This window comes from Nocardia sp. NPDC049526 (assembly GCF_044465765.1).
Taxonomy (GTDB): Bacteria; Actinomycetota; Actinomycetes; order Mycobacteriales; family Mycobacteriaceae; genus Nocardia.
Genome location: NZ_JBITMA010000011.1, coordinates 162,832 through 184,477 on the forward strand (window position 1 = coordinate 162,832; position 21,646 = coordinate 184,477).

Sequence of the window (21,646 nt, forward strand, 5' to 3'; positions counted from 1 at the left end):
GGAACTGCTCGGTTCGGCAAACGCAGGCCCGCTCGGGCCTAGAGGCAGCCCGGCTCGCGGAGAAGGTCCGAAACTGCAGGTGGTCGACCCGAGGCCGGGCTCACACATTCAGCTCGACCCGAGAACCGGTCGTGCGGCGGAGACGACCCAGCTCCGCGGGAGCAGACCGGCTGGCGGACCAGCCCAATTCGGCCGGACTCGGCTGGCCCAACAGAGACAGCCCAGCTCAGAAGAACCAGCCGAGCACCGCGTCTCGTTCCGCCCCGAACGCTTCGTCGAGGGCACGTAGTTGCGAGGCGTCCTTGGCTTGCAGGCGGTTGGCGCCTGCGAAGACGCGGGCCGGGTAGGCGCCGAGGTACATGGAGGCCAGGACGTCGATGCCGAGTTCGAAGTCGGGTGGGCGGGTGGTGGGTGTGCATTCGGCGATGCCGTCGCGCACCGTGAGCGCGAAGGTGCCGCCTGCGTTGCGGAACGGATCCTGCACTGCGAGAACGATATCGAGGTCACGCAGGTATGAGCGAGCGGCCAACGCCGCAGGAACATCCATGAGCCGCAACCACAAATCGTCGAAGCGCGCCTTCGTGCGCACCTGCCGGAGATCGGTGAGCAGATACGGGAGCGGATCGTTGTCGGTGATCGCCGCCTCGACGTGACTGCACAGCTCCAACCCGAATAGCGCCCGCCACAACGCGATTTGCGCTTCCGGGGTCACCGCGCGCATCTCCTCGACCACCGCAGACTTGCCTTGTTCGCGACGGTGGTAGCGATACAGCACGTAACCGTCCGGGTGCAGGAATGCGAAGAGTTCGGTGCCGCCGTCGCGGAACGCGGGCGAATCGGACAGGTCCATCTGCCAGCGGGGCTCGGGACGTGCCTGCGCACCGGGCACCAGCCGCCGCCAGCGGTCGTAGATAGCGCGTAACTGCTCGCCCGCATCGGCCATGGTGCTGAGCACCACGCCGCCTGGATCGGGTGCGGACGGTAGGAATTCGACGAACCGCCGGTCGATCGAGACCGCATTCTGCCGAATCGTCGGCCCGTACCCGAACCGGCCGTAGATGGCGCCCTGACTCGCGGTGAAGATGGTCAACGCGAGTCCGTCCGCCTCGGTGCGCCGATGCTGTTCGGTGTAGATAGCCCGCAGAATTCCGCGCCTTCGGTGCGTCGGCGCGACTCCGACCCCGGCGATTCCACAAGCCTCGACCGTGCGTTCGCCGGGCACCGTCAGCGTCATCCGAGTGGACCTGGCATGTCCGACGACACGCCCGTCATCGATCGCGACGATCGCCTCCTCGGTCGGAAAGACCTGCGCCCGCAATTGCGCATACTCCGGTTCGCCGCGCATCCCGAATACGGTGTCGCCGAGCAACTCGATGGCGGCCACGTCATCCTCGGTGGCCGACCGAATGGTGATGCCGGGTATCAGCGTCATCCCTCGACGATCGCACGCCACCCGACCCGCCCGCACCCGAATTACCGCCCTCTCGGAGTTCCCGCAGAAGCTCCGAATACTTCGCATACCGACTTGCCGCGCGACTCACCGACGTCTGAGCGCAAAGGTCTGCGGCACCGGTGTTCGTGGGGCTGTCGGCAAACGGCAGGATGTAGCGGTGGCTGATGTGATCGATATCGACGATCCTGCTGATCCGCGGGTCGATGACTTTCGCGATCTGAAGTCGGCGGATCGGCGGCCGGATCTGCCGGGGCGCAAGGGGTTGGTGATCGCCGAGGGGGTGGTTGTCGTCCAGCGGATGTTGGATTCGCGGTTTCGACCGAGTGCGCTGCTCGGGGTGGAGAAGCGACGGGTGGAACTCGCGGAGGATCTGGCGCGGATCGATGTGCCGTACTACCAGGCGAGTGCCGAGGTGATGGCAGAGGTTGTCGGGTTTCATCTCAATCGCGGGGTGCTCGCGGTGGCGCGCAGGCCCGCGGAATCGACCGTGGACGACGTCCTCGAGCGGGCCCGCACGGTCGCGGTGTTGGAGGGCGTGAACGATCACGAGAATCTGGGCTCGATGTTCCGGAATGCGGCCGGACTGGGCGTCGATGCGATTCTGTTCGGCGATCGGTGCGCCGATCCGCTGTATCGGCGTGCGGTGCGGGTGTCGATGGGGCATGTGCTGCGGGTGCCGTTCGCGCAACTGCCGAGGTGGCCGGAAGGGCTGGATGTGTTGCGGAGCAACCGTTTCCAGATCATCGCGCTCACCCCGAACCCGGCCGCGGTGAATTTGGCAACGGCGATGACAGGGGAGCGGGTGGCGCTGCTGCTCGGCGCGGAGGGACCCGGTTTGACCGAGGAGGCCATGCAGGCCACCGACATTCGAGCCCGCATCCCGATGTCACCCGGTACCGATTCGCTCAATGTGGCGACCGCGGCCGCCATGGCGTTCTATGAACGGGTGAGGACGTCGTGAGTTACTTCCCGAACGGGGCGTACCGGCCCTACCAGCCGTACCAGGATCCGACCCCGTGGGCCGCCGGACTCACCGTCGCGACCATGGTCGCACTGCTGACGGCCGTCGCGGTGTACGCATTCGGCTCGGCCCTGGCCGACGTCCATCCGCTGCTCGCGATCCTGGTCAATCTCGTCGCGGTCGGCGGCGCCGCACCCACGGCCTGGCGCTGGCGCCTGGCACCGGTGACCCGCTGGGTCATCGGTGGCGGCGCCGCCGGTGTGTTGCTCGGCTGGCTGGTCCTTATCATCGGCGGCCTGTCGAGTTAGCAGACCTCGTCGGACCCGCTCCCGACTCCGGCTCACCGGCGCTGGGCCCCTTCACGAGACGCGATCCTTGCCGCGCAGCCAGTCGAGCAGACCTCGTCTCGGTTTCGTGTCGCCGTTGTGCTCCTCCAGTGGGATCAGATCGGCGGGGCCGGGGGCCTGGCCCTTCGGGTAGAGGGTGAATCCGCAGATCGCGATATCGCCTGGTACCAGTGCGCCCTCGGGGGCGGGGGCGCGGTAGTGGAAGCCGAGCCATTCGTTATTGGCGGCGTCGGCGAAATCGGGTGGGTCGAAGGGGAGGGTTTGCGGGTCGGGCAGTTCCCCGGCCTGCCACCGCACCGGATGATCACCGGCCCAATACGAACGCTCCCACACCAGCGGGAGGCCCTCGTCCTCCAGGATGTTCACCCGCGTCGAGCTGAACGAGCGCCGGAATTCGCCACGTTCCCAATGGGCGAACGCGCCCCAGCCGTGATGCGCGTCGAACGAGATCAGATAGGTGTGCTCCGAAGCGAGCGGGCGAACCAGCAACTCCGGCAGCGCCGTCGGATGCGCCCGCGCGGCCTGTGCCGAGCACACCACGGTGACTCCGGGATAGCAGCCGATGTACACCTCGTCGGCATCCGGTCCGGCGCAACCGCCCAGCGTGCCGACCATGATCGGCATGACATCACGGTCCGTGTGCAGCTGTTTCGCCAGCGCGAGCGCGGCTTCGGGGTCTGGATCGTGGTTCGCGCGGAGTACCGTCAACGGATCCTGTGCGTCGACGTACCAGAGAGACGAAGCCTTGGACAGCATTTCCGGCACCTCCCGATGGTTGCACCAAACAGCTCCGCAAACTTTGAGCAACCCACGGCGTCCTCTAGCAACTCCCGCTACCGTGAACCGCCCGACGTCGACCTATCAAGTCGACGACACACCGGAAAATCTACCCGCACTGCCGCGCCAACGTCGGCCCTTCCGCATTCGAACACGCCAGCAGGCCTCAGAAATTCGCAGCAAATAGGCCGGAATCAAGATCAGGTGGAATCCATGGCGGCATCGCCCGAGAAGCCCCGCCGCCATGTCCACCTGATCTTGGTCGGGGGTTGCAGCGCGCCCACAACTGGCTCGATAGGCAGGGTGTGTCCGTAGGGCGAGCGCATTCGGAGGCCACGGCTGTACGAATCCGAAGTGGCCGGCACCCTGAGAGAACATCGCTGCCGGAGTCCCGATCCCGAAACCCCAGCGCAGGAACGAAACTCAGTGTCCTGAGCTACGCACCCCGAGCAACACATCCTCCCAGGACGGCATCGGCGCCTTTCCCCGCTTGGTCCGAGCCGCCTTCGCGGGCGGCTTCTTCGCCGCTTCCTCGGAAGCAGCGGGCTTGGCAGCAGGCTTCGAGGCCTTGGCCGGGGTGGCAGCGGGCGCGGGCGGGGCGGTCCCCGCACCGGCCGGAGCACCGCCGGCGGCCGGAGCCGTATTCGTCCCGGCGGTGACCGGAGCGGAACCGCTCGCGGCCGGAATGGCATTCGTGCTCGCGGCGGCCGGAATCGCGGCTGCCGCACCACCCGCGCTGACGGGCGTACTGTTACCGCCGGCCGCGACGGAACGCTGCTCGTAGTATTCGTCCAACGTCGGCTGGGTCCGTGCCGCCGGACGCGCCGGTGCCGCCGCGGCCTCGCGCGCCGGACGAGCCTCGGCGGGACGAGGTTCCACCGGCCGGGTCTCCACCGGCGGTTCGGGCGCCGCCGGCGCCTCGATCTCCGCCTGCGGCGGCAGGATGGTGGCGAGCCCGCGCAAGGCACGGCCGAAGTCGGGATCGATCAGGTCCGAGGCCGGATCGTCGAGCGGAGAAACCGAGCCGCCGTGCGCGTCGGGCTGGTAGCGCCAATGCGCGGCGATCTCGGAACGGCCGTTCTGCCACTGCAATTGCGCGACCCAGAAGCCCTTCTCGTCCTTCCAGGCATCCCACTCGGCATTCTCGAGTGTGTGCCCGCGCTCGGTGAATGCGGCGGTGACGATATCGATGAGGATTTCCACGGCCGGACCGTCGGCGCGCACCGGATGCGCCTTCTGTGCGAGTTCGGCGGCGCGGGCCCGCTCCAGCAGCACCGGATAGGCGAACCGCTCCACGCGACTCAACGGCATACCGGATTCTTCGGTGACCTGTTCAACGGATGCCCCAGCACGGATACGAGCTTGAATATCGCGGGGACGCATAGTTGCTTCCATCTCGATCTCAATCTGGCCGAATCGGGCAAGGTCTCCGCGTGCTGCGGCTCGAAGCTTGTCGTCGGCGGGCAGCCGGTACTTGTTGCCGGTCTCGGTGTCGATGCACACGATGTGCGTGGAGTCGGGCGTCACCCCGATCACTCGAAGTTCACGCACCGTTACCTCCTTATCGCGTCGGCTCGCGACACCGCCCACTTTCCGAAACAGTAGTGCACTACTGATGATCTCGAGGCAAGACACGCGGGGCGGAAATCTGCGAAAGACCCTCCGCGCCCCGCTAATCTGCTCTATTCAACTCGCTGCGCTACAAGATGCGGCGTGTCGAAAGCGGGCGTGTCGCAATGACCGAGCTCGATTTACCCCAGCTTTCCGACAACCCAGTCGATGCTACGCGTCAGCTGCGAAACATCCTCGGGGTCGATGGCGGGGAACATGCCGACGCGCAGCTGGTTGCGGCCGAGCTTGCGGTAGGGCTCGGTGTCCACGATTCCGTTGGCGCGCAGCACCTTGGCGACGGCGGCCGCATCGACCGAGTCGGCGAAGTCGATGGTGCCGACGACCTGTGAGCGGTGTGCCGGATCCGTGACGTACGGGGTGGCGAAGGAGCTCGACTCGGCCCAGGAGTACAGCCGCGACGACGAATCCAGTGTCCGCTTGACCGCCCAGTCCAGTCCGCCGTTGCCGTTGATCCACTCGATCTGGTCGGCGAAGAGCAGCAGGGTGCCGAGTGCGGGGGTGTTGTAGGTCTGATCCTTGGTGCTGTTGTCGATCGCGATCGGCAGCGAAAGGAATTCCGGGGTCCAGCGACCCGAGGCCTTGATCTCCTCGACTCGGGCCAGTGCGGCCGGGCTCATCAGCGCGACCCACAGGCCGCCGTCGGCGGCGAAGCACTTCTGCGGTGCGAAGTAGTAGACGTCGGCGTCGGTGATGTTGACCGGCAGGCCGCCGGCGCCGGAGGTGGCGTCGATGGCGATCAGCGCGTTGTCCGAACCCGCCGGACGCTGCACCGGGATCGAAACACCGGTGGAGGTTTCGTTGTGCGCCCAGCCGATGAGGTCGGCCGACGGGTCCGAAACCGGCTCGGGCGCACTGCCCGGCTCCGCCGAGACCACGATCGGATCGCCGATGAACGGGTTGCCCTTGGCCACCGCGGCGAACTTCGAGCTGAACTCACCGTTGGTCAGGTGCAGCGAGCGCTCGCGGATCAAACCGAAGGCGGCGGCATCCCAGAACGCCGTGGTGCCACCGTTGCCCAGCACCACCTCGTAGCCGTCGGGCAGCGCGAAGAGCTCGCGCAGGCCGCTGCGCACGCGTGCGACGACATCCTTGACCGGCTTCTGCCGGTGACTGGTTCCGAACACCGAGGCGCCGACGGATACCAGAGACTGCAACTGCTCCGGGCGCACCTTGGAGGGGCCACAGCCGAACCGTCCGTCGGCGGGCTTGAGATCGTCGGGAATAGTCGGGAACTCAGCGGTCATGGCCAACAGGGTAGTCGGTGGTAATGCTGTGACTCTGACCACACTCCGGCTAACGTTATCGCCCATGAACCTTGCGTCGGCTAGCTCGGGGTGGCGAGAGCGCAGCAGGGGGCCGCGGAACTTCGGATTGCGCGCCGGTGCGTTATCGGATGCGCAACGGCGTGAGTTGCTCATTCACGGCGCGATCGGCTCGGCGACCGTCCTCGGTGTGCGGCAGAGCTCGAAGGCGACGTTCGCGAGGCCCTCCGTGGTTACTCGGGCTGCCGCCTCCGGGCCTGACACGAACATCGCGGGGCGCGGTGAACCCGGACATGTCTTCTGGGTTCGAGTGCAGGTAGAGGACGCGCTGCCATACGAAACCCGGGTGCGGCAGCGGATGCGCGAGGACGACCTGGAGTGGATGCAACCCGGTGATGTGGTCGGCTGCCGGGTCGATCCGGGCGATCGCGACCGACTGGTGCTCTATGTGCCCGATATCGCCGAGACCGGCCGGGCGAGCATTTCGAAGATCCTCTCCGACGGCCGTCGCGCCGATGCCACCGTGCTCGCCGCCGCGCCGGTCGCCGCCGACTACGCCGGTCGCGACGACCCGGTGCTGCGTCTCGACCTCGAACTGAGTGCCTGGGACGAGGAGAAACCGTGGCGCGTCAGACTGATCCAACCGGTACCGCTGGCCGCGATCGGCCTGGTCGATCTGGGCCAACACCTGGAGGTCGCCTTCTTCACCGTGGACCGCGGCGAATCCGTCGCGGTCGACTGGCTCGCCTCCCTCGATGAGGATTAGCGCGGCGGCTCGGAATTCGAGCCGCCGTATCGCTAACTCTTGGCTTTCACCCGCGCCAGCGCATGTCCGGTCAGTGCGATGAGCGCGGTCTTGGCGGATTCCCGGTCCCTTGCGTCGATCATCATCACCGGAACATCGGCGGATAGCGAGAGGGCATCGCGGATGGCCTCCTCGGGAAACTTGGGGGCGCCTTCGAATTCGTTGACCGCGACCAGGAACGGTAGTCCGAGTTCTTCGAAATAGTCGACCGCGGCGAAACTTTCGTCCACCCGACGGGTGTCGACCAGCAGGATCGCGCCGATCGCGCCGAGGCTGAGGTCGTCCCACATGAACCAGAACCGGTGCTGCCCGGGCGTGCCGAACAGATACAGCACCAGATCGTCGGACAGGGTGATCCGGCCGAAATCCATGGCGACCGTGGTGGTCGTCTTATCCGGGACCGCCGAGGTGTCGTCGATTTCGGAGCTCAGATCGGTCATCAGCGCTTCGGTTTTCAGCGGAACGATATCCGAAACCGCGCCGACCAGTGTAGTTTTGCCGACCCCCATCTCGCCGGCTATCACGATTTTCGCCGAGACCGCGCGGGACGCGGTCTCGGGTGGTGCTTGTTCAGGTGCGGTCATCGAACATCCTCGGCTGCAAGGGGTTTCAACTTACCAGTGGCTCTTCCGTCACGTACCCCCCGCTGATACCGGTTCAATCCTGTGCGGATCGTTTCCGGGTCGCGGCGCGTGCTCGCCGCAGATTCCGTTGCCGCCGACCCCGATTCGGCCCCACCCGGCACCAACTGATTCCCTGGATCTCGTTTCGGTAGCCCGGACGTTGTCCTTTCCGTGATTGTCGGATCCGCTGCCCGCTCTGCCGCAGACCAGCCTTCATCCGCCGCCGAATGCCAATTCGTCAAAACCGGTAGCTCCCCCGTAGTCGGATCCGCCAACCACGCCGACATCATGCCGGCGAAAATCGGCGTCCCCGCTTCCCCCTCGGTGGGCTGCGTCGATCCGTTCGAAGCAGACCCGTTCGAAGCGGATTCGACGGTCTCCGCCGAATCCCCCTCTTCGGATTGGAAGAACGAGGTCGTCTTCGCCACCCGCTCCTGCGGCCCGGTCGGGGGACCCGAATCGGCCACGCTAGCGGACTGCGGTGGCGCGCCGGCCGCCGCGGTGGTGCTCGGCGGCTTCGCAGCAGGCCCGCCCGCTTTGCGACGACCCTTGCGGTTGACTCCCGGAACCCGTTTCGGCAGACCATAACTGGTGATCACCGGTGGTGCCGCGGGCGCGTCGGGCGCCGGTTCCGCCGGTTTGGGTGCGGCCGACGGCGGCGCACCGATCCGACGTGCCGCGGGTGCGGCCTTGGCGACAGGTGCGACCGCCTTGGCCGCGGGTTCGGCAACACCCGCGCCCGCCTCGGCCGTCGCCTTGGTGCCGAGCGTGTCCCGATGCACCGGAATCACCGGCTTCAGCGTCGCCGGATCCTCCGCGTCCTGCGACGGCACCTCGATCAGCGCGGGCGGAATGTGCAGGCTCGCGGTGATTCCCGGACTGAGCGCGCGATCGTGCGTCCGGCGCAGTCGAACCGTGATGCCGTGCCGCTCGGCGAGTTTGCCGACCACGAACATGCCCATCTGCCGCGTCGTCGCGACAGTGACCACGGTCGGCGTCGCCAACCGCTCGTTGATCTCGTTCAATTCTTTCGCCGTGATGCCGATGCCCTCATCGATGACCTCGATGAGCAGGCCGCCTTCGGAGGTCCGGCTGTAGGCGAAGGTGACATCGCTGTCGGGCGGTGAGGCCCGCAGCGCGTTCTCCAGCATCTCCGCGATCAGATGCACCACATCGGTGGCCGCGATGCCCGCGACCCAACCGTCCGGGGTGGCACCGGATTTGACCCGCTGATAGTCCTCGACCTCGGAGACCGCGGCGCGCAGAATATCGCGCACCTCGACCGGTCCGGACCGATCGTGGCGCGACCGCGTTCCGGCCAGCACCAGCAGATTCGCGCTGTTGCGCCGCATGCGCGCGGCCAGGTGGTCGAGTCGGAAGAGCTGGCCGAGCCGCTCGGGATCCTTCTCCTCGAATTCGAGCGCCTCGATCATGCTGAGCTGGCGATCCACCAGCGTCTGGCTGCGCCGCGCCATGGTCTCGAACATGTCGTTGACCTGATCGCGCAGCAGTTGCTGCTGTGCCGCGAGTTTGAGTGCCTGGGTGTGCAAACCGTCGACGGTGCGGGCGATTTCGCCGATCTCCTCACCGGTGTGCACCGGCACCGGTTTCACCTCGATGTCCTCGAGTTGGGCGCCGCGCATGATCCGTTCGACCTCGCTCGGGAGGTCCTTCTCGGCGAGTTCGTTGGCACCCGCCCGCAGCCTGCGTAGCGGCTGCAGCAGCGAGTGCGCGACCCACAGCGCGAGCGCGAGCGCCGCGATCACGGTCCCGAGCACCACCAGGGAGGCCTTTACGGCCGCGGATCGGGCCTCGGCGACCTTGTCGTCGACATCGTGGATGACGCCCTGCACGATCTGGCGCGTCAATCCGGTGAAGACATCGCGGGATTCGATGGCCAGCCGCCGCAACTCCACCAAGTCGACGACGTGCGTGCGCATCGCGACCTCGATCATGTCCTTCAGTACGGCGTTATTCGGCTGCACCACCCGGTCGAGGTCGGGCTTGGCCGCGGGCATTACCCGTTCGATGGCATCGCCCATGGCCAGGATGCGTCCCTGCGCGGTATGGAAATTCTCGGCCTGAGACGGCTGTTGGATCGCCGTAATGGCCGCCATCAGCCAGTTGAAGCCCTCGACCTTACCGGCCAGCACATCGGAGAGCTGTGCCTTCGCGGCCACCACCGAGGCGATGCCGATCGGGGTGAGCAATTTGTCCACGGTGCCGATGGCATCGGCGACGATCGCGTTGTTGAGCTCGACGGCCTTCACCGGATCGCCGCCGCCCTTACCGCCGGAGCGGATGACTTCGCTGGTCGCGGTCATCTGCCGCAGCGCCCTGGCGACCGGCGCGTCGATACCCTTGCGTCCGGCGCGCACCGTGGCTTCGGTAATAGCCGTTGACAATTCGACCAGGTCCTGGTCGGTAGTAGTGCCGTAGACCTGTCCACCGGCGACGGTCGAGGCCGCCGATTCGAGTGCGGTGATCGCCGGAATATCGGAGATGCGATCGGCCGCACTGTCGTATTCGGAGTAATCACGGAAGAAGACCGTCAGGCGCAGACCACCGAGCAGAATGGCCGCAGCCAGTGGAAGTGCAACGGCCGCGCCGACTTTCCAGCGGACTCGCCATTGCTCGAGATTCCGCCATCGAGTGTGCGCGAAGATTCCCTGCGCCACCCTACATACCGCCTTCCGCTCGGATCGGGCCGATCCGGTCACCTCGCGCTTGCGAAATGCCCGGTGCACGGCTGCAATCCGTCTCACCTTTGTTTTTTCGAGCGACCGGCAGGCGGTCGGCTGACATCGGGACACCGGTCAGCATCGGTACCATACTGGCTTGCCGCCGAGGGTTGCGCGTTATTGGCGCGATCCCGGGGGCGTGCACTCCATACCGTAATAATTGCACCCCGCGGCTCACCGGCACGATGGCGTACCGAGCCCGACTACGGATGGCAACGGTGCTCAGAGATGGACAAAGGTGAACCCCGCTGATCGCAGCGCGGGCAGCGCCGCCGTCATGCCTGCGGCCGTTCCGGAATTCGGCCGGTGCATATGCGCCAGCGAGATCGCACCGGGCGCGGCGGCTTTCATCGCATTCTGGACCTTCGCCGCGCTCGCGGTGGCGCCGTAGTCGGCATTGATGCTGAAACCGACCGGCCGCTCACCCAATTCGTTGACGATCGCGACCGCGACATCGTCATAGTGCGCGGTACCCGCGCGGAAGAACCGCGGCGGTTTGCCGAGCAGGGTGGTGAGCCGTTCGTGATTGGCCCAGACCTCGTCGGCGGCCTCCTGCGGCGAGCCGGTGCCCGGGATTTCGTAGGCGGCCCGGCCGGTGACCGAGAGCGGCTTGTGTGCCACACCGTGATTGGCCAGCTCGAACAGCGGATTGGCGGCCAATTGCGCGGCGCGACCGGGATTCGCGTCGATCCAGCGTTTATTGAGGAAGAGCGTGGCCGGAATCTGCTGGGAGATCAGCAGATTCAGTAATGTCTCATCGATATCGTTATTTCCGGGCCCACCGCACGCGTCGAAGGTGACCGCCATCTGTTTGCCGGTCGCCGCGAAAGTGCTTGTGATGCCGTCCATCTCCATGCCCCACCGCGTCGGCTGCGCACCCGCGTGCCGGGCGGCCACCGCCCCGGGGGAGTTGGCCGCGGGCACCTGCTGCAACGGGGATCTCGGAATGGCCTGCACGTCAACGGCGTTCGCGGCGGTGGTCGATCTCGATTGCGCGGTAGTCGTTTTGCCCTTGTCGGTACTACAACCAGCGACGAAAGCCGCAGCCGCGGCACCGAATCCGATCAGCCGCCGCCGCGACACGTTCCTATCCAGCATTCCCCGTTAACTCTCTCTCACAGCGTCCCCCGAGATGCTACGCGGAATGTCGGCAGCGAGATTGCTCGCTCACCCGACCCCGACGGAGCGAGTGCTACGAGCGACGTTCGCGGCCCGTCTCGCGTCCGAGTGGCCGAAGCGCATGCGCCGAAGGCGCGAGTCTCGGCCGCGAGACAGAAGGAGGCCGCGAACACACAGCGCCGCAGGCGCTGCGAATCCAACACAGATCACACGTGCGCGATGGCGGACCAGCCGACGACGTCCTGCGGCCGGCGCGGGCCGGGGCCGGTGTAGATGGCGGCCGGGCGGACCAGCTTGCCCAACTGCTTCTGCTCCAGGATGTGGGCACACCAACCGGCGGTGCGGCCACAGGTGAACATCGCAGGCATCATGTGCGCGGGAACCTCGGCGAAGTCCAGGATGACCGCAGCCCAGAATTCCACATTGGTCTCGATGGCGCGGTCCGGACGACGCTCGCGCAGTTCGGCGAGCGCCGCCTGCTCCAGCGCGGCGGCGACCTCGAAGCGCGGGGCGTTCAGGCGCTGCGCGGTGGCGCGCAGTACGCGGGCACGCGGATCCTCGGCCCGGTACACCCGGTGGCCGAAGCCCATCAGCTTTTCTTTGCGGTCCAGGATGCCCTTGACCAAAGCGCGTGCGTCACCGGACTTTTCGACGGCCTCGATCATCGGCAGCACACGCGCGGGCGCGCCGCCGTGCAGCGGACCCGACATCGCGCCGATCGCACCGGACAGCGCTGCGGCGACATCTGCACCGGTCGAGGCGATGACTCGCGCGGTGAAGGTGGAGGCGTTCATGCCGTGCTCGGCCGCGGAAACCCAGTAGGCGTCGATGGCCTCGGTGTGCCGCGGATCCGGGTCGCCCTTCCAGCGGGTCATGAACCGTTCGGTCACCGTGGTGCACTCGTCGATCTTCTTCTGCGGCACCGCGGGCTGGTAGATGCCGCGCGCGGACTGCGCGACATAGGACAGCGCCATCACCGAGGCGCGCGCCAGATTCTCCCGCGCGGTCTCGTCGTCGATATCCAGCAGCGGCTGGTAGCCCCAGATCGGGGCGAGCATGGCCAGTCCGGCCTGCACGTCGACGCGCACGTCACCGGTGTGCACCGGCAGCGGGAACGGCTCCGCGGGCGGCAGGCCGCGGCCGAATTCACCGTCCACCAGCAGTGCCCACACATCGCCGAAGGTCACCCGCGAGCCGACCAGGTCCTGGATATCGACGCCGCGGTAGCGCAGCGCGCCGCCGTCCTTATCGGGTTCGGCGATATCGGTGGTGAATGCCACCACGCCTTCCAAGCCGCTGACGAAATCAGGGGGTACGGCGGTCTGCCCACTGGGCACCGCATGGCTGGTAGTCATTCTGTGACTCTCCTTGCACTTCGGTTCGTTCCTTGGCGACTGCTTGCGGGTCGCTGGAAAAGGCCTGTTCTCGTCGATGAGGGGTGTGGCTCGCCGAGTACATGCCGATCAACAAAACCTTAGCTCCCTGCTACCGCGGAGTAACGTCTGGCCCATGCGTGACCTGGACAATTCATCTCTCGGTCAGGAAATGGCCGCAAATGATCGGGTTCTTTTCTCGGCGACCGATTTGGCCGCCATGCGAGCCGACTACGGCGGCATGCCGTTCGGCAGCGGTGAGGACACCGATCTGGACGAAACCTGGCTGGCAGGCGGCTGGGAGCCGCTGCTCCGGCACTGGATCGAACAGGCCACCGCGGTCGGCATTCCCGAGCCCAATGCCATGGTGGTCGCCACCGTCGCACTCACCGATGTCGGGCCGCGCCCGGTTGCACGGACGGTGCTGTGTAAAGGCCTCTCGCCGGATGGTGTGACTTTTTACACGAATTACGACTCGGCCAAGGGCAACCAATTGGCGGGCGTTCCATTCGCAGCCGCGACCTTCGTCTGGCCCGCACTGGGCCGACAGGTTCACGTGCGTGGGCCGGTCGAGCTGGTCTCCGCCGAGACGACCGCCGTCTACTGGCGCTCCCGGCCACGCGATTCGCAGCTGGGCGCCTGGGCCTCGCGGCAGTCCCGGCCGATCGCCTCACGCGCCGAACTCGATCGCACCCTGGCCGAGACCACCGCACGCTTCACCGACGTCGACGAGATCCCGGTGCCGCCGCACTGGGGCGGCTACCTGATCCGCCCCGACGAGGTGGAGTTCTGGCAGGGCCGCCGGGGTCGGCTGCACAACCGGATCCGGGTGCGTATCAGTGGCGACACCATGACGGTCGACCGACTACAACCCTAGAAAGTCCACCCGTCACCCGACCACCACCCCTCATCGAATCGCTCCGCGATGCTGATCGTCGATGCCCCAACATTGTTGGGCTGCTGACCGATTTATTACGCTGCGGTCGGTGAAGCTGCTCGCCGACACCACCCCGCTGCGCTATCCCGATTTCCGACGGTTGTGGACCAGCAACATCGTCACCGTCATCGGTTCGCAGTTGGCCGTGGTGGCCGTCCCGCAGCAGATATTCGAGATCACCGGCAGCTCCGGCTATGTCGGCCTGGCCGGTCTGTTCGGCCTGATCCCACTGATCGTGTTCGGTCTGTGGGGCGGTGCGCTGGCCGATGTGATGGACCGGCGCAAGCTCATGCTCATCACCAACTGCGGCACCGGTGTGACCGCACTCGCCTTCTGGGTGCAGGCCGCGGCCGGACTCGACAACGTCTGGATCGTGCTCGGCCTATTTGCCGTGCAGCAGGCGCTCTTCGCGGTGAATCAGCCGACCCGCAGTGCCGCCATCCCACGGTTGCTGCCCACCGAACATCTGGCGGCGGCCAGTGCGCTCAGCATGACCGTGCAGCAGACCGGCGCCATTGCCGGGCCGGTGCTGGCGGGTGTGCTGATCCCTGTCGTCGGTCTGTCCACCCTGTATCTGATCGACGCGATCGCACTGCTCGCCACCATCTGGGCGGTGTGGCGGCTGCCCGCCATCCCGCCGACCGGAACCGCGCGCAAGGCCGGATTCCGCACCGTCCTGGACGGTTTCGCCTATCTGGCGACCCAGCGCATCCTGCTCGCCTCCTTCGTTGTCGACGTGATCGCCATGGTCTTCGGCATGCCGCGCGCCCTCTACCCGCAGATCGCGCACGAGACCTTCGGTGATCCGGCAGGCGGCGGCGTCGCGCTCGGCTTGCTGTTCGCTTCCATCTCGGTCGGCGCGGTGCTCGGCGGAGTGTTCTCCGGTTGGATCTCGCACGTGCGACGCCAGGGTCTCGCGGTGGTGGTGTGCATCGCGCTCTGGGGGGTGGCCATGGTCGGCTTCGGCGTCGCTGTCGGCTGGACCGGTCACGGCCTCGGCATCGGGCCAGGATTGTGGATCGCGTTGGCCTGCTCGGCCTTCGGCGGCGCGGTCGATATGGTTTCGGCCGCGCTGCGCATCGCCATGCTGCAGGCGGTCACCACCGACGAGATGCGCGGCCGCCTGCAAGGGGTGTTCATCGTGATCGTCGCGGGTGGCCCGCGGATCGGTGATGTTGCCCACGGTTTTGCCGCAGCGGCCCTGGGTACCGCGGTTGCTGCGGCGGGCGGCGGCGTGCTGGTCGTTATCGGGGTGTTGCTGGCTGCGCTCGTGTTCCCGGCATTTGTGCGCTATCGCGTCGCCAGGTCGCACTCGGTGCCGGTGTCGGACAGCGCGACAAACCTCACCTGACGCGAAGTTGTTTGTGAGGTCGGCCGGTGGGCACCCTCGTTCTCGGGCCGTGCGAGCAACGACTAGCGTCTAGGTGAGTGCACCGCCGTGCCGACCGCACCCCGATGCCGACGGTCCTAGCCTGAGAGGGATCCTTCCGTGCCCGAAAAAGACCACATCAACGACGCCAAGCCGATTTTGAGCTACCCCGGCGGCGAATATGCCATGACGATCGCCGAAGCCAAAGAAGGCAACGACGGCGTCGACCTCGGCAAAATGCTGGCCAGCACCGGGTACGTGACCTACGACCCCGGATTCATGAACACCGCGCCGACCAAGTCGGCGATCACCTACATCGACGGCGAAGCCGGCATCCTGCGCTACCGCGGCTACCCGATCGACCAGCTGGCGGAGTCCTCGACCTTCATCGAGGTCAGCTACCTGCTGATCTACGGCGAGCTGCCGACCCAGGCGCAGCTGGACGAGTTCACCGACCGGATCCGCCGCCACACCCTGCTGCACGAGGACCTCAAGCGGTTCTTCGACGGCTTCCCGCGCAACGCGCACCCGATGCCGGTGCTGTCCTCCGCGGTGAACGCGCTTTCGGCGTACTACCAGGACTCGCTGGACCCGAAGGATCCCGAACAGGTCGAGCTGTCGACCATCCGACTACTGGCGAAGCTGCCCACCATCGCGGCCTACTCGTACAAGAAGTCGGTCGGCCAGCCCTTCCTCTACCCGGACAACTCGCTGAGCCTGGTGGAGAACTTCCTGCGGATGACCTTCGGCTTCCCGGCCGAACCCTACGAGGTCGATCCCGAGATCGCCGCCGCACTCGACATGCTGCTGATCCTGCACGCCGACCACGAGCAGAACTGCTCCACCTCGACCGTGCGCCTCGTCGGCTCCTCCGACGCCAACCTGTTCACCTCCGTCTCCGGCGGCATCAACGCGTTGTGGGGCCCGCTGCACGGTGGCGCCAACCAGGCCGTGCTGGAGATGCTGGACGGCATCAAGGCCGAGGGTGGCAACGTCAAGGACTTCATCCGCAAGGTCAAGAACAAGGAAGACGGCGTGAAGCTCATGGGCTTCGGGCACCGCGTCTACCGCAACTACGATCCGCGCGCCTCGATCGCCAAGAAGCATGCCGACGCGATCCTGTCCAAGCTCGGCGGCGACGACGAATTGTTCGATATCGCAAAGTCTCTCGAAGAGGCCGCGCTCACCGACGAGTACTTCGTCTCGCGCCAGCTGTATCCGAACGTCGACTTCTACACCGGTGTCATCTACAAGGCCATGGGCTTCCCGACCCGCATGTTCACCGTGCTGTTCGCGATGGGCCGGCTGCCGGGCTGGATCGCGCACTGGCGGGAAATGCACAGCGAGCCTTTGAAGATCGGCCGTCCGCGCCAGATCTACACCGGTTACGGCCACCGCGACTACCACGAGATCGCCGGCCGTTAATTTCTGTCCGCAACATCATCACCTATCAGAGGGGATAGCCGAATGACCAAGCCGGAGATCGAATTCCAGGCTGGCCCAGCGCCCACCGAGCTGGTTATCAAGGACATCGTCGAGGGCGAGGGCGCCGAGGCCGTGCCCGGCGGCGTCGTCGAAGTGCACTATGTCGGCGTGGAATTCGAATCCGGCGAGGAGTTCGACTCCTCCTGGAGCCGTGGCGAAGCCATCAGCTTCCCGCTGCGCGGCCTGATCCAGGGCTGGCAGGACGGCATCCCCGGCATGAAGGTCGGCGGCCGCCGCCAACTGACCATCCCGCCGCATCTGGCCTACGGCCCCGCCGGCTCCGGCCACAAGCTTTCCGGCAAGACCCTGGTCTTCGTGATCGACCTGCTCAACGCCAGCTGAGCTGAAAACCCAACTGCGGCCCGTGCTCCCACTCCGGTGGGTGCACGGGCCGCAGTCGTTCCCTTTCTCTCACGAGGGCTTCGACGCCGGGTCCGCGGCAGGGTTCTCCTCCACTTGACGGATGATTCGCTTCAGCTGCGAGATCTCGTCGTACAGGGCTCTTTTCCCGGCTGCGGTCAGATGGATCCACGTACGGCCGCGTTTGCCCTCATAGCCTTTCTCGATCTCCACCAGCCCGGCCTTCTCCAACACGGTCAGGTGCTGGGAGAGGTTGCCGGTGGTCAGATCCAGCGTGGTCCGCAGAAAGCCGAACTCCACTCGCCGGGCCTCGTGGGCGACGGCGAGGATGCCCAGCCGGACGCGCTGGTGCACGACGTCGTCGAGTCCGTTCGTCGGATGGGTCATAGCCCGCGCCGTTCGGCTAGGGCGAAGCCTATGCCGCCGAGGAGCAGCACACCGCCGGCGACGACCAGGCTCGGCAGGAAGCTCCACGTCGGGTCGAAGTTCGCGCCGACGTTCAATCCCAGTCTCCGCCTACCCATTCCGCACGCCAGGAGCGCGACGACCAGATAGCCGATGGCGAAAGCCAGTAGGGGCCAATTGCGTTCCATCCGGGCCAGCACGAACAATGCCAGGCCGATGGAGACCAGCGGCACCATGCCGACAGCGACCGGACCGGTCGGAAAGTAGCCCTGCAGGTCGAGTTGCTGGGCCCACGCCGATGCGATGCCGGACGCCAGCCCCGCCGCGATCCCCGAGCCCACGTACGGCAGGATGCGGGCGCCGACCCCGCGGCTGCGTGCCCGGTACGCGTACACGACAGCGATCGCCACGTATGCCGAGACAAAGGCGAGGATCCAGTAGACCCCGACGGGCCAGCCGACGACTTGGACGCAGGTGCCCCGGTGAATGATCTCCACGCCGCCGCGGGCGCCCAACGCCGGATCGCAGGTGACGACGTGTCGTCCCAATCGGTAGAAGGGCGCCGACGCGACGACCACCAAACCGAGCAGCACGAGCGGAAACCAGGTACTGCGCTGCGCGAGACGCACACGGCGGGTGAGTTGTCGGGTACTCGAGAGTGCCTGTCGGGCGGTGTCTACGGAATCGGCCGCGTGGTCTGTCACGGAAGCATGCTTGCATCACAAGCAAGTCTTGGCAACACGCTTCCCCCACGAACCGAACCTGCGCCCCTTCCCCGGGCCGGTCAGCCGAGAATGTATCGGTGGCGGCAACGTCGAGAGTGTCCCGCCACCAGCGCATTTCTCGTCTGACACCCGGAACCGCTACGGGGATGACGGTGCGCCCATCGTCGGTGAGCGTGGGGCCGATCAGTTGCGGACCACCTCGACCGGGTCCGTCAACGCAAGCGCCAGTGCGGACTGCTGGGCAGTGCTGCGCTGGGGCAGTGCTGCGATGGCCTTGTCGGTTTGGGTGCTGAGGTTGGTCACGATCTGCTGGAGTTGGGTCACGCCGCCGGTGAGTTGGCTTATAGCGCTTACCAATTGAGCACCGCCCTGGTCCGCCAGTTGCGGCAGACCTTCGGCGAGCTTCGCGCCTTCGGCCAATTGCGCACTGGCGCCGGTCAATCGGTCCACAACTGTGCGCAGGAGCGTGCCCAGGTCGGTGCTCGGATCGACCGAGCTGCCGACCAGATCGCCGAGATCGGTCAGCTGGGATCCGGCTTGGCCCGAAACATTTCGTAGCCCTTCGAGTTTCGCGATGACATCGGCAACCTGCGGATCGCCCGCGAAGGGCAGCGCACGCATCAGCGGCAAGATCTGATCCAGACCGCCGCTAACCGTATTCGCGGTCTGCTGCACCTGTCCGATCGTGACGCCGGTCGAATCCAGCGCCGAGGCAAGTCGATTCGCCTGCGCGGCGGCACCGGAGACGGTCGAGTTCAGCAGTGCAATAGCCGAAGTCAGTTGTGCCGAACCCGCTTTGGCGTAGGTCAGGAAGCCGAGTAGTTGATCGGCGCCTGAGCTGAATTGATCGGCACCTGCTGCTGCGGCATTCACTCCAGCATTGAGCAGTTGGGTGGTGAACTGCACCGACGTCATCTGGGTGCGCGCCTGCGCGACCGCCGCCAAGGCGGCATCGACACCGGATGCGCCGATCCGGTGCGTCACCGTATTCACCGCGCCGTTCACCACATCCGCGTCCGCGCCCTTATGCGTATCCACCGTGACCTTGGCCCGTTTCGGCTGCGCGCTCGCCAGCGTGCCCATGGATTCGGTGAGATCGGCGGGCAGGGTGATCACCGCCGCGTAGTCATCCGCATCGAGCTCACCCGGCTTGCCGACGGTCCACTCGTAACCGCCACCGTCCTGCTGCAGACCCTGCGCGATGCGCGCACCCGTCGGCCCGGTATCGGCATTCACCAATGCGATGCCGTCGGGTGAACCGGATGATCTCGAGCAAGCTGTGACGGCGCCACCGAGCGCCCCGGCGATGACAACGGCAACGGCGAGCAGGGCCCAGCGGGCGCGATTTCCAGCCACGCCTGCCGACCCTAGAACTCCGAATTGGCCGAACTCTGAGAATTCCGTAAGGACCGCAGTTGATCAGGAAAGGTCGGCGCCGGTGGGCTCCTCGGTCCGCGCCGGCGCGACCACCCGGCCGAAATCGAGCTTGACCAGCTGGTCCGCGTGGTGGAAGTAGCGATCGTCGTGGGTGATCACGATGACGGTCTTCCCGCGCTGTTTGAGCTCGGCCAGGATTTCCTGATAGAAGACGTCGCGGAACTTGGGTTCCTGGTCGGCGGCCCACTCGTCGAAGACATAGATCTGCCGGTCCTCGAGCAGCGCGGTCAACAGCGCGAGCCGTTTGCGTTGCCCCTGCGACAGATCGATGGTCGACAGGCGACCGTCGCGCACCGTCACCTTGTGTGCGATCTGCAACTCCTCGAGATACCGGCGCACCTCACCGTCGAGTCCGGGCCGATCGAAGCCCAGGTACTCATCGAACAGGTGGAAGTCGGTGAAGATCGCCGAGGAGTTCTGCCGGAACCACTCGATATTCTCGTGGTCGATCGGCTCGCCATTGAGCGACAGCGAGCCGGTCTGCGGCACATACAGTCCCGTGATGAGTTTGGCCAGCGTGGATTTGCCGCTGCCGTTGCCGCCGACGATGAAGGTGATCTGACCGGGTTCGAAGACCAGATCGAGTGGGCCGAGCCGGAATCCGGACTCGTCGTTGCTCTGCTCGGGTGGCGGGCCGAGCGGCATCGGCCGGTTGTCGTGTCCGCTGTGGTCGACGATCCGATGACCGTTGACATCCGGTCGCGGCCCGCCGGGACGTGGCCCCCGACCGGGCGGATGCGCGCCGCCTCGCGGCCCAGGCGGCGGCCCGCTCGGACCCGGCGGGAACGGCGGTGGCGGCTCCATCCGGTAGCTGTAGGTGACATTCGTCAGCTCCAGCCGCGCCGTGTCGACGGCGGGACGGTCCGTGAACGGCAACCGCTGCTCGTCGTGCATGGTCTCCATGGACAGATTCATCGCGCGGATCTTCGCCAGCGCCACATCGCCGCGCAGCAGATCCGGGATGCGGTGCATGAAGTTCTGCATCGGCATCGCCAGGAACGTCGTCACCAGGACATACCCGACCATCACATCGCGCGACAGGTCGAGCGGCGCTACCAGCACGAACAGGATCAGCGCCATGGTGCCGAGCTGCAGCGCCTGCCCGAAGCCCTGTGCCACCGAGAATTTGGATCCGGCATCGACATTCTGCGCACGCAGCGTCGCGGCCGAACCGAGCAGATGCCGCTGCATGAAATCGCGGCGGCGTTCCCGATGCAGTTTCAACTCTTTGATGCCCAGCGTCACGGCCTGGTACGACCGCAACAGCGCGTCCTCGTTCTCCCGCGCCTCGCGATAGATATTGCGCACCCGCTGGAGAATCAGCTCGACACAGGCGATCCCGAGCAGTGTGCCCGCCACGGTCACCGCGAACAGCGGCCCCGACACCATGAGCAGGAAGACGAAGCAACCGACGATGGTGGCCACATCGATGCAGATGCTCGGAATGGCGGTCACTGCCTGCGACAGCGAACGCACATCTTCGGTCAGCGTGGCCATCAGACGGTGCATGCCGAGCCGTTCCAGATGCTCGAGCGGCGCCGAGACGATCCCGGAACTCAGATCCGCGCGCAGCCGGTAGATCGCCTCTTGGGCAAGGCGAATCAGCAGGACCTGCGACACCACACCACTGACCAGAATGACCAGGCCCGTTAGGACGAAGCTCTGGATATTGACGTGCGGATGCGGTTCCGGCGACACCACACCCCTGATGAGGGTCACCAGATAGGTATTGGCCGCACCGCAGATGAGGCCCGCGGCAATGACGGCCGCGATCCGCATCCAGGAGATCGAGATGAGGAATCGGATGAGTTGCATGGTTGCTGCGCTCCCTGAGA

The 21,646-nt window shown here is 66.3% G+C and carries 19 protein-coding genes; 7 read left to right on the forward strand and 12 right to left on the reverse strand.

The annotated features are described in order from the left end of the window. Nucleotides 1-226: 226 nt before the first annotated feature. Nucleotides 227-1,432 (reverse strand): GNAT family N-acetyltransferase, encoded by a 1,206-nt coding sequence (locus tag ACIBW7_RS31515; RefSeq protein ID WP_397052663.1) that lies wholly within the window; start codon nt 1,430-1,432, stop codon nt 227-229. A gap of 178 nt (nt 1,433-1,610) precedes the next feature. Here ACIBW7_RS31515 and ACIBW7_RS31520 point away from each other — a divergent pair, with 178 nt between their 5' ends. Further along, nucleotides 1,611-2,414, forward strand: a complete 804-nt coding sequence (locus tag ACIBW7_RS31520) for a TrmH family RNA methyltransferase (RefSeq protein WP_397052666.1) — start codon at nt 1,611-1,613, stop codon at nt 2,412-2,414. Then, entirely contained in the window at nt 2,411-2,722 is a 312-nt protein-coding gene (locus tag ACIBW7_RS31525) for a DUF2537 domain-containing protein (protein WP_040686452.1), read from the forward strand. Before ACIBW7_RS31520 ends, ACIBW7_RS31525 begins: the two co-directional genes overlap by 4 nt. A 51-nt stretch (nt 2,723-2,773) precedes the next feature. Here ACIBW7_RS31525 and ACIBW7_RS31530 read toward each other — a convergent pair whose 3' ends face one another. From ACIBW7_RS31530 to serC, 3 genes are all read right to left on the reverse strand, one after another. Continuing rightward, a complete protein-coding gene (locus ACIBW7_RS31530) occupies nt 2,774-3,517 on the reverse strand; it encodes a DUF6928 family protein (protein ID WP_397052669.1) in 744 nt (247 codons plus the stop codon). 444 nt (nt 3,518-3,961) lie between these two features. Further along, nucleotides 3,962-5,089: a septation protein SepH gene (gene sepH / locus ACIBW7_RS31535; protein ID WP_397052671.1), complete on the reverse strand. Its 1,128-nt coding sequence runs from the start codon at nt 5,087-5,089 to the stop codon at nt 3,962-3,964. A gap of 200 nt (nt 5,090-5,289) precedes the next feature. Further along, nucleotides 5,290-6,414, reverse strand: coding sequence for a phosphoserine transaminase (gene serC / locus ACIBW7_RS31540; protein ID WP_397052673.1), 1,125 nt, complete (start codon nt 6,412-6,414; stop codon nt 5,290-5,292). 64 nt (nt 6,415-6,478) lie between these two features. On the opposite strand from serC, the gene ACIBW7_RS31545 reads away from it, so the two are divergent. After that, nucleotides 6,479-7,198, forward strand: a complete 720-nt coding sequence (locus ACIBW7_RS31545) for a hypothetical protein (protein WP_397052675.1) — start codon at nt 6,479-6,481, stop codon at nt 7,196-7,198. Between the two features lie 32 nt (nt 7,199-7,230). On the opposite strand, the gene ACIBW7_RS31550 is transcribed toward ACIBW7_RS31545, so the two are convergent. From ACIBW7_RS31550 to ACIBW7_RS31565, 4 genes are all read right to left on the reverse strand, one after another. Next, nucleotides 7,231-7,821 carry an ATP/GTP-binding protein gene (locus tag ACIBW7_RS31550; protein WP_051181491.1) on the reverse strand — a complete coding sequence of 197 codons (591 nt, stop codon included), beginning with the start codon at nt 7,819-7,821 and terminating at the stop codon, nt 7,231-7,233. After that, nucleotides 7,818-10,538: an ATP-binding protein gene (locus ACIBW7_RS31555; RefSeq protein ID WP_397052678.1), complete on the reverse strand. Its 2,721-nt coding sequence runs from the start codon at nt 10,536-10,538 to the stop codon at nt 7,818-7,820. The genes ACIBW7_RS31550 and ACIBW7_RS31555 overlap by 4 nt, the downstream gene beginning before the upstream one ends. A gap of 285 nt (nt 10,539-10,823) precedes the next feature. Next, nucleotides 10,824-11,699 carry a polysaccharide deacetylase family protein gene (locus tag ACIBW7_RS31560; protein WP_397052680.1) on the reverse strand — a complete coding sequence of 292 codons (876 nt, stop codon included), beginning with the start codon at nt 11,697-11,699 and terminating at the stop codon, nt 10,824-10,826. A gap of 227 nt (nt 11,700-11,926) precedes the next feature. Further along, entirely contained in the window at nt 11,927-13,075 is a 1,149-nt protein-coding gene (locus tag ACIBW7_RS31565) for a citrate synthase 2 (RefSeq protein ID WP_397052682.1), read from the reverse strand. Nucleotides 13,076-13,229: 154 nt separating this feature from the next. Between ACIBW7_RS31565 and pdxH the strand changes: the two genes are divergently transcribed. From pdxH to ACIBW7_RS31585, 4 genes are all read left to right on the forward strand, one after another. Further along, on the forward strand, nt 13,230-13,970 hold the full coding sequence (pdxH, locus tag ACIBW7_RS31570; protein ID WP_397052685.1) for a pyridoxamine 5'-phosphate oxidase: 741 nt from the start codon (nt 13,230-13,232) through the stop codon (nt 13,968-13,970). A 61-nt stretch (nt 13,971-14,031) separates the two neighbouring features. Further along, nucleotides 14,032-15,381 carry an MFS transporter gene (locus ACIBW7_RS31575; protein ID WP_397052687.1) on the forward strand — a complete coding sequence of 450 codons (1,350 nt, stop codon included), beginning with the start codon at nt 14,032-14,034 and terminating at the stop codon, nt 15,379-15,381. Nucleotides 15,382-15,519: 138 nt separating this feature from the next. Continuing rightward, a complete protein-coding gene (locus ACIBW7_RS31580; RefSeq protein WP_327095300.1) occupies nt 15,520-16,824 on the forward strand; it encodes a citrate synthase in 1,305 nt (434 codons plus the stop codon). A gap of 42 nt (nt 16,825-16,866) precedes the next feature. Beyond that, the gene (locus ACIBW7_RS31585; protein WP_397052690.1) at nt 16,867-17,226 is read left to right on the forward strand and encodes an FKBP-type peptidyl-prolyl cis-trans isomerase; all 360 of its coding nucleotides are present in this window, start codon (nt 16,867-16,869) and stop codon (nt 17,224-17,226) included. 69 nt (nt 17,227-17,295) lie between these two features. On the opposite strand, the gene ACIBW7_RS31590 is transcribed toward ACIBW7_RS31585, so the two are convergent. The 4 genes from ACIBW7_RS31590 to ACIBW7_RS31605 form a co-directional block, all read right to left on the reverse strand. After that, a complete protein-coding gene (locus ACIBW7_RS31590) occupies nt 17,296-17,631 on the reverse strand; it encodes a transcriptional regulator (RefSeq protein ID WP_397052692.1) in 336 nt (111 codons plus the stop codon). Beyond that, nucleotides 17,628-18,353, reverse strand: a complete 726-nt coding sequence (locus ACIBW7_RS31595) for a hypothetical protein (RefSeq protein WP_397052694.1) — start codon at nt 18,351-18,353, stop codon at nt 17,628-17,630. Before ACIBW7_RS31595 ends, ACIBW7_RS31590 begins: the two co-directional genes overlap by 4 nt. Nucleotides 18,354-18,557: 204 nt before the next feature. Beyond that, nucleotides 18,558-19,730, reverse strand: coding sequence for a hypothetical protein (locus ACIBW7_RS31600; protein ID WP_397052696.1), 1,173 nt, complete (start codon nt 19,728-19,730; stop codon nt 18,558-18,560). A 63-nt stretch (nt 19,731-19,793) separates the two neighbouring features. Beyond that, nucleotides 19,794-21,626 carry an ATP-binding cassette domain-containing protein gene (locus ACIBW7_RS31605; RefSeq protein ID WP_397052698.1) on the reverse strand — a complete coding sequence of 611 codons (1,833 nt, stop codon included), beginning with the start codon at nt 21,624-21,626 and terminating at the stop codon, nt 19,794-19,796. Nucleotides 21,627-21,646 lie beyond the last annotated feature (20 nt).

Coding starts and splice junctions, on each gene's coding strand:
- ACIBW7_RS31515 (WP_397052663.1), bottom strand. CDS start 1,432: ATGACGCTGATACCCGGCATCACCATTCGGTCGGCCACCGAGGATGAC.
- ACIBW7_RS31530 (WP_397052669.1), bottom strand. CDS start 3,517: ATGCTGTCCAAGGCTTCGTCTCTCTGGTACGTCGACGCACAGGATCCG.
- serC (WP_397052673.1), bottom strand. CDS start 6,414: ATGACCGCTGAGTTCCCGACTATTCCCGACGATCTCAAGCCCGCCGAC.
- ACIBW7_RS31545 (WP_397052675.1), top strand. CDS start 6,479: ATGAACCTTGCGTCGGCTAGCTCGGGGTGGCGAGAGCGCAGCAGGGGG.
- ACIBW7_RS31550 (WP_051181491.1), bottom strand. CDS start 7,821: ATGACCGCACCTGAACAAGCACCACCCGAGACCGCGTCCCGCGCGGTC.
- ACIBW7_RS31560 (WP_397052680.1), bottom strand. CDS start 11,699: ATGCTGGATAGGAACGTGTCGCGGCGGCGGCTGATCGGATTCGGTGCC.
- ACIBW7_RS31565 (WP_397052682.1), bottom strand. CDS start 13,075: ATGACTACCAGCCATGCGGTGCCCAGTGGGCAGACCGCCGTACCCCCT.
- pdxH (WP_397052685.1), top strand. CDS start 13,230: ATGCGTGACCTGGACAATTCATCTCTCGGTCAGGAAATGGCCGCAAAT.
- ACIBW7_RS31575 (WP_397052687.1), top strand. CDS start 14,032: ATGCCCCAACATTGTTGGGCTGCTGACCGATTTATTACGCTGCGGTCG.
- ACIBW7_RS31585 (WP_397052690.1), top strand. CDS start 16,867: ATGACCAAGCCGGAGATCGAATTCCAGGCTGGCCCAGCGCCCACCGAG.
- ACIBW7_RS31590 (WP_397052692.1), bottom strand. CDS start 17,631: ATGACCCATCCGACGAACGGACTCGACGACGTCGTGCACCAGCGCGTC.
- ACIBW7_RS31605 (WP_397052698.1), bottom strand. CDS start 21,626: ATGCAACTCATCCGATTCCTCATCTCGATCTCCTGGATGCGGATCGCG.